The following is a 7,825-nucleotide window of genomic DNA, read 5'->3' as shown; positions in this document are numbered from 1 at the left end:
AATACCGTCTAATTACTTTGTCATTTTTGTACATAATGTTTAAAATTATGTAGCCTTTATTCAGGACGAGTCATAATGTTTGCCAACGTGTTCGTGTATGGTTAGTTGCGTTGGCTAGAACTAAGTTAGCAAAAGAAAACGAACCAGATGAAAATCCGTAGGGTTTTCCGAGTACACACAGACCAAGCAATTGGCTATACACGTTGTTAGCTCTAGTTTTTATATTTCAATTCCTTTAATTTTCCTGTAAAGACTAACAGCATATTTGTCTGTCATTCCAGAAATATAATCAAGGACTTTTAGTACTCTCTCGTATTTCTCATCATCTGATAAACTTTCAATTTCTTTTTCGTTTTCAGGTTGAAATTCGTCAGGCAAAAGACTTCTCATTTTTTTATCTCTTGCAGTTTCTTCTTCTCCACACGAATAGCAGATATTACTTGTTATTGCAAAAGAATTAATCAGATGCTCCATAACTTCAAAACCACTTGCCTCACTTTCCAAAACAGGTGAGTATTGGTAAACAAATTTTCTGACTAATGTACCCATTAAATCTAGGTTTTCTTTTATGGAATCATTTTCAATACAATCAATTAATGCTTTGTCAAATTTTCCAGTCATTATTTTTTCATATTCTTTTTTGAATACATCAAAGCATTGATGAATAATAACGTTAATAACCTTGCTTCGTAAATAAGAAATTTGCTGCTTAAAGTCAGAGAATGAATTTAATTTTTCTAGGGAAAAAGCTTCGTCTAATACAGCTATTTCAATTAAAATTTCTTTTGGTGATTTATTTATTTTGACCGTTTTCTTTTTGTTCTCTTTATTTCTTAATGAGATATTAGAGTACTTTTTATCAAAATCAATTAGCCCAAGTCTACAACCATCCTCAAAGTCAATCATTCCATAAGCAATATCGTCAGATGCTTCCATTAGAAAAGCTAGTGGATGTCTATAGTATGCAGAATCATTTTTCCCAATTCCTTTAACCTTAATTAAGCCTAATTCATTTGCTACAAATTCAAATAGCTTTTTTTGTTCTTGAAAAAAGCCGTATTTGGTTTGGCTTTTTGGTTTTTTTGATTTCTCAATGCCATCAAATGGATTTTTCTCTAGATAGGATTCTCTTGGATATTTTGTAAATGTGCCAAGTAAAGCTAAAGTCGGATTAATACCTCTATCACAGTTTTGAGTAATTATCCTAAAGCCATTCGCATTACCCTCAAAATTCGATAAATCTTTATATCTCTTTATGCTAGTTAAGGCCTTTTCAAGTGGAACTTCATTTTTAATTTGGGTATGCTCATCCTTTTCCTCATCGTAACCATAATTCACGGTGTAATATTTTCCGTTTTCTTCTTTAAAGTCAGGTTTAAAATTGTAATCGTTTTGAATGAAGTAATGTGAAATTGAATCTTCGCCAGAGTGTCCAAAAGGTGGATTTCCAATATCGTGAGCTAAACACGAAGCCGCTATTAAAGCTCCAATGTCCGAATGGCATATATTTAGTTCGTCAATAGTCTTTTTGTCTAGTTCATTGAAAATTAATTCGGCCGCTAATTTCCCAAAAGAACGACCGACAGATGCAACCTCAAGGCTGTGAGTTAATCTTGTATGCACAAAGTCAAATTTTGGAAAGGGAATAACTTGTGTTTTGTCTTGAAGTCTTCTGAAAGGATAACTAAATGTTATCTGGTCAAAATCTTTTTCAAATGGACTTCTTGGGTCGATTAATTGAGATTTTTTTCCTGGAATACCGCATTGGTCAAAGTCAGAAACTCTTTTCTTTGATAATAGATTATTCCAATTCATTCTTTCTGCCATTCGATGTGGTTTTAAATTAGAGCTAACGGTTACGTATAAGAATAGTGCGGTTTTGTGTGCGAGGATTTTCCGAAGGAAAATCAGAAGCTAACAAAAGCGCACTAACTCTTGATTAAGCACTAAACTAAGCATTATTTTTATACAATGTTACCCAACGTTTTTTTTGTCCGCTATTTGGTCAAATAAATTCCAATATTTTTCAAAATACGTATTGTTGATTTCTGAAGTTTTAAAATGTTTTTTGAAATCTTTTAATATCAAGTTGTTGTCAGTCCAATATCCATAATTATTTTTAAACGGCATTTTTAAAATCACTTGTCCATTTTTATTTAATCCGATTTCGCGTTCAGGAATTCCGGTTTCAAAATCCAATTCAACTAGCCAGCTTTCTACTAGGTCAATTTTATTTTCAAAATCAGGATTCGCTTTGGGAATTATAGAGGTCAAAATTCCGACGATTGCACTTTTAAAAGTCCGTTTAACAATTCCGTCTGATTGAGTTTTTTGTTCCGTTTTTGGAGCTTTAAATTGTATGTAAGTAGCTTTTTTCAAATGTTGGGTAACGGTTTTGTAAAATGTTCCGATGCTGGAACGTTTTAGCTAAGTTAGTTTATTTTATCCAAATTTCAGTGATGCAAGTATTTTCCGAATAGGAAAATCCGAAGCATTGGACTTTTTACTTTGTTGCCTTTTCGGTTTTACCCACAAGAGTTTGCCGCAAACTAGCTTTTACATATTTTCAGATACAAGTATTGTTATCCGCTGAACGAATTTTCATAGACTTGAATTCAGAAGCAGAAACTTTAATCTTTTAGAAACTTTGATTTATCTGCGAATTTTTCCGCTCGAAAAATTCCGTTAGCGACTCACCGGCTAGACGAATTTATAATTTTCGGCATTCAGATTTTCGGATAGAAACCATTTCAGGAAAACTGAATGGCAACGGTTAGTATATGAAAAGTAGGCGATTTCGAAGCACTAAACTTTCGGTTAAGCACAAAGTTTGATACGAGCCAAAACCCTTGATTTTACAATTACTTCGCCTATTTTTTATATACATTGTTACCTGGCTGGCTTTTCTTTCCGCAAACTTGCTAGCGTTGGCGTGAAAGCTCTTTTAAATTTGTGAGGCACGAGCAAACTTTAAATGTGCTTGAACTTGCGTTGGCTATTTCCCCAATTCCGAATTCAAACTGTCAATATTCCCTTTATGCTTTAATAAATCCTCTCGGACTTTTTTACAGAAGTCTTCATTAAAATCTAATCCATTTTTTCTGTCTCTGAAATACTGACGCTCGCCATCATCAATTAATTCAGCGTGTGCAAATTTATTCCTAATCAAAATGATTTCTTTTTCATAGTCTGCCATTATAGACTTTATTTCCCCATCACTTAAATTTCTAACTATTGCTCTCCATCTATGAGAAGCACCAATAGTTCTTAAAATTGATTCAATATCTTCAACTTTGTCAATATTTTTATTGAACTCCTCATTCGATTTTATATACTTCTTTTTAATTGTAGCAATAACTTCTTCTGGTGCTTGAGAACCATCTACTATTTTTTGAAGAATATTTTCCATTTCAACATCTAAACTGCTAGTCTCGTGCATAATCATACCACGCATAGCAACTATACTCTGAAACTTCTTAATTGTAAGTTCAATCAAATTTATTGTAGCCCTTAATACTTCATCTCTGTGGTCACCAAGAAGAGTGTTTGTTTCTAGGAAACTTACTCTACTAATCTTATCGGTATCTTTTAAATCAGCCTTTGCCGTATAGAAAAGAATTTCTGTCATTACTGAATAATCTTGACTACGGATTTTTTTAATTACTTCATCACCATTTATGTCATTAAGATGATAATCTGTAAGTATAAGGTCATATGAATTGTCAAGTTTTTCGAAAAATTCATCTGACTTCGAGGTTGTGATAATTTCTGGTCTAAAACCTTGTAGAGACAAATATTCCTCAACTTCTTCTATAATCTCGTCTTCGATAAAGTCTTTGATTTGGTCATCTAACCATAATATTTTGTAATCTAATTTCATTTGATAGTTATTTTAATGGTTGTACCTTCCTTTATCTTTGATTCTATATTTATATCACCTTTTAGGCTATTTTTTACTATGTCATTCACTTGAAATAATCCAATTCCAGAGCCATTAGTAGTTGTAAAACCAAGGTCATATATTTTAACAAGATTCTTTTCAGGAATTCCTTTTCCATCATCTTTAAAAGAAATAACAAGGTTATTCTTTTGCTCCGCAAAATTTATCTTTAAAGAATTTGCTTCAGCTTTTTCTGCGTTAGAAATTATATTATCAATTATTGTCGTGATTTCAAGAGGTCTAAACTCTTTTACAAACTCTTTGTTTTCAAGACCAGAAATTATCATACTCATTTTAGTATCAATAACTTTGTCTTCTAATAAGTAAAGTTCATTAATATAATCCTTAATAAAGTCAACTAAATCCATTTTAACTTCAGAAGCTTTAAGATTAAAATTAGCTTTCGTTACGAAATTTGCAATAGAGTTTATCTTGGATGCTTCTAATGAAATTGTCTTGATGTACTTTTGTGTTTTATCATCAATATTATCTGGACCAAGGTGTTTAATTAAGAGTTTTAAGTTTCTTGACACACGACTTGACGAATGATAGATTTGATGCTGAAGCCCAACTATTCTTTCCTTATCAGTTCCAATCAAAGAACCTTGAAACGCACCTTTTTTCTTTTCTGTTTCAAGATTGGTTTCGAGTTCTTCATTTTTGATAAGCTTGTCAAAAGCTTCTTCTGTTGCTTCTTCAGTTGATTTTTTTAAATCGTCAAGATTTTTTTCAATTTTCGAAATACTATCGACAATAGCATCTTTATCGTAATCATCACTCTCTAATTGTTTTTTAATTTTAGTTAGAGTGTTTTTTGTAGATTTTTCTTGTTTTTTATCAATTAGCTCAAAAATTTCAGGGGAAACTTCAAATGAAATTAACTCTTTGGACTTTGTAAGGTTAATAATCAAATTCTTGATAGCTTCCTTCTGACTATTATTATCTAATTTAATGTAATCTTCATTTGATAATTCATTACCCCAATCGGTAATGTCAATAATATATTTTTCTAATTTTTTGATTGAAGAGTAAAACCAATCTACAAGTTCGAAATACGCTTTAGTTTTAATTAAGCCGTCACCTCTACTTGATGTTTCTTTTAAAGAATCATTAGGCTCGGAAATAGAGATATATCCTAAAACATCTCTTGTTCCTAAATATCTTGCATATCCTTGAGCCTTTCTATTATCCATCTTAAAAGGGTCTTCACCTCTTTCGCCATATGGGTAAATACGCAATCCATTCTTGTATACGAAAACGTGTCCGTATTCAACCGGTTGAGTACCCATTCTTCTTGTAAAAGTTGCTTTAGCAGACTGATTTAAATGATAAATTTGGATATCAACATTATCTAAATGGTCATAGGTTTTTGATTCAATTATTTTGTAAACCAATTTCCCGCCTTCGGTTAGGCTAGTTGTAATTTCTCCATCATTTATAGAGCTTACTATTTTTGTTGTTTTGATTTCTAAAGTTTCAAAAATCAGATTTTGAATTTCACCATTTACGGTGTTTTGATAATCACTTTCCTTTTTATCATTTTCAAGTTCATCAGGAACAATTAATTCAATTGTGAATTCATCTCCCTCAATTTGAGTATTTGGATTGATGAGTTTCGCAAGAGCATCTTTTAAGCTTAAGAATTTTTCCTTATCCCAATCACTTTTGAGATTTGAAATTTCTAAAACTGTTCCGTGTTCTATATCATAATTAGTTTGAGGAATGGTTTCGTGAAGTACACTTATGTTTACAAATTCTTCTTTTAAATTACCTTCGAACTTATCCCATTCAGTAAGTAACGTTTCAACGTTTGGATTCTTCTCATCTTTAACTGTTTCTAGGTATAATTCTCCTCCAAGTCTGTCGCAAGAAAAGCGTCCAATACCTTTTGCTCCAGCATACGCTCTTTTTATCTTGATTTTATCCCGATAATCGTAACTATCTTCTTCTGTTCCTTCTTTTTTCGCAGAGTAAGCAACAAATAGCCATTTATTAATTAAATCATCATAGTTCATTCCTTTGCCATTATCCTTGATTATGATTTTAGCATTGTCGGAATATATATTCTCAAATGTTATTTCAACTTTTGTTGCGTGTGCATCATATGAGTTTTTGACTAACTCGAAAACAGCAATGAAATCGTCACTAATTAAGTCACTTCCTATAATGTTCTTTAATGCAGAACTAATTTTAAATTGTAGTGGTTTTTTCTGCATTAGGAAATAAGCTGTTTTAAAACTAAACCTGCTTGTTCACCAAATAATGGTGGAATTGCATTTCCAATTTGTGAGTATCTCGGAACCTCTTGTGTTCTTCTTTTTCCTCCAGTGGTGTATTTACCCTTAAATTCATAAGTGTCAGGGAAAGATTGAATTCTAGCGTACTCACGAACTGTCATAATTCTAGGTTCGCAGTAGTGAATATAGTCGTCTGGTAATGTTGTAATTGTAGGTGTTGGTTTGTTTGCTTCAAGTATTTTTGTGCTACTTTTTTTAAGTTGGAATCTTTCTCTATATGCAGAGCTGGTAAGGTTTTCATCCAATGCAATCTTAAATCTGGCTTTTATTGTTTCTGTGTGTTTTGCAAATCTATGACTATCAACTCTGCCATTTTTTCTTTTATATTTTCGGACAAATTTTTGATAATTTGATAAGGGTTGTCCATAAACTCCTTCTTTAAATTTAGGCGTTTCAGATTCAATTACTCCGTTAGATTGTAGTAAGTCAGAAATTGCATTTTCTAAAGTAGGATTCAGAGTAAGATTTTTGCTAACTAAAAAAGATTCTTTGTTATTTTGAATTCCATTAAAAAAGCTTTCTTTATTAATAGATGGGTTCTCTTTGATAAAATCATTTTGAATTCCAACTAATATAAATCTTGTTCGTTTTTGAGGAATTCCATATTTGGAAAAATCGATTAACTGTCCTTTTACAGAATACCCCAAATTTTGTAGTTGTTCAACCACATATGTTGAATAAGCTTTACCTTTTTTGTCATTATTTTTGAAACCAAGTGTGAAACCTTTAACATTTTCAAAGAATATCAATTTTGGTTTTACGTAGTCAATGAATTTAATATAGGAATTAATTAAGTCATTTCTAGAGTCATTTTCGATTCTTCTTCCAGCCATTGAAAATCCTTGGCAAGGTGGTCCACCTGCTATCAAATCAATTTTCCCTCTTAACTTAATTAGGTCATTCGAATTATTCTCTAGAATTTCATTTATATCGTGGTGTTTTTGTTCTAACCAATTAGGCCAATCAAAATGCTTTTTCTTTTTGATTAAATTATGTTCAAGAGTTTTAAAAGCATCTTCACTTTTTTCAATTGCAAAAGCACCTTTCCATCCTGCATTATGTAAACCAAGAGAAAGTCCTCCGCAACCCGAGAACAGGTCTATATATGTTTTAGAATTGTTCATTTAAGCACTTTCTTTTGTTGAGTATAATAGTTCTCTAATGTCAATATCTAATGCATTAGCAATATTTAGTAAATTTTCTAAAGATGGTTGTCTAGCATTAGTACACCATTGCGATATAGTAGATTCGTCTTTCTCTAGTTTTTCTGCTAACCATTTGTTTTTTCTTCTGGTTTCTGCAAGTGCGACCTTGATTCTATTTATTTCCACTTTAGCCAATTAATTTGTGTTTTACGCAAATATATTAACTTATTGCTAATAATATTTACATTTCGTAAGTTATTTTCATTCGGGTGGCGGTGGGGAAGGACAAGCTCTTTTTATTTTGTGAGGCACGAGCAAAATGAAATGTGCTTGACCGTGCGGTGGCTCTTTTTTCGGCTTGCAGGTAACGGTTTTGTAAAATGTTCCGATGCTGGAACGTTTTAGCTAAGTTAGTTTATTTTATCCAAATTTCGGTGATGCAA

General features: G+C 31.8%; 6 protein-coding genes. All 6 read right to left on the bottom strand.

Annotated elements, in window-relative coordinates; translation table 11 throughout:
* Positions 1–219: 219 nt before the first annotated feature.
* The 6 genes from dgt to ACY2RS_RS15300 all read right to left on the bottom strand — a co-directional run bounded on the left by dgt (position 220) and on the right by ACY2RS_RS15300 (position 7,568).
* Positions 220–1,827 carry a dGTP triphosphohydrolase gene (dgt, locus tag ACY2RS_RS15325; protein WP_490099544.1) on the bottom strand — a complete coding sequence of 536 codons (1,608 nt, stop codon included), beginning with the start codon at positions 1,825–1,827 and terminating at the stop codon, positions 220–222.
* A gap of 147 nt (positions 1,828–1,974) precedes the next feature.
* Positions 1,975–2,379, bottom strand: a complete 405-nt coding sequence (locus tag ACY2RS_RS15320) for a hypothetical protein (RefSeq protein WP_490099543.1) — start codon at positions 2,377–2,379, stop codon at positions 1,975–1,977.
* A gap of 616 nt (positions 2,380–2,995) precedes the next feature.
* Positions 2,996–3,880 carry a response regulator gene (locus ACY2RS_RS15315; protein WP_490099542.1) on the bottom strand — a complete coding sequence of 295 codons (885 nt, stop codon included), beginning with the start codon at positions 3,878–3,880 and terminating at the stop codon, positions 2,996–2,998.
* On the bottom strand, positions 3,877–6,156 hold the full coding sequence (locus ACY2RS_RS15310; protein ID WP_490099541.1) for a sensor histidine kinase: 2,280 nt from the start codon (positions 6,154–6,156) through the stop codon (positions 3,877–3,879). Before ACY2RS_RS15310 ends, ACY2RS_RS15315 begins: the two co-directional genes overlap by 4 nt.
* Entirely contained in the window at positions 6,156–7,361 is a 1,206-nt protein-coding gene (locus ACY2RS_RS15305) for a DNA cytosine methyltransferase (RefSeq protein ID WP_490099540.1), read from the bottom strand. Before ACY2RS_RS15305 ends, ACY2RS_RS15310 begins: the two co-directional genes overlap by 1 nt.
* Complete coding sequence (locus ACY2RS_RS15300) at positions 7,362–7,568, bottom strand: helix-turn-helix transcriptional regulator (RefSeq protein ID WP_418184480.1); 207 nt, start codon at positions 7,566–7,568, stop codon at positions 7,362–7,364. It lies immediately after the preceding gene.
* Positions 7,569–7,825: the final 257 nt, after the last annotated feature.

It is taken from the genome of Patiriisocius sp. 208BN25-11 (assembly GCF_058147145.1).
This window is presented reverse-complemented; position numbering and strand designations above follow the sequence as displayed.

Bases quoted from the DNA above. Each gene is read 5' to 3' on its own strand.
- ACY2RS_RS15310 (WP_490099541.1), bottom strand. From the start codon at position 6,156: ATGCAGAAAAAACCACTACAATTTAAAATTAGTTCTGCATTAAAGAAC.
- ACY2RS_RS15315 (WP_490099542.1), bottom strand. From the start codon at position 3,880: ATGAAATTAGATTACAAAATATTATGGTTAGATGACCAAATCAAAGAC.
- dgt (WP_490099544.1), bottom strand. From the start codon at position 1,827: ATGGCAGAAAGAATGAATTGGAATAATCTATTATCAAAGAAAAGAGTT.
- ACY2RS_RS15305 (WP_490099540.1), bottom strand. From the start codon at position 7,361: ATGAACAATTCTAAAACATATATAGACCTGTTCTCGGGTTGCGGAGGA.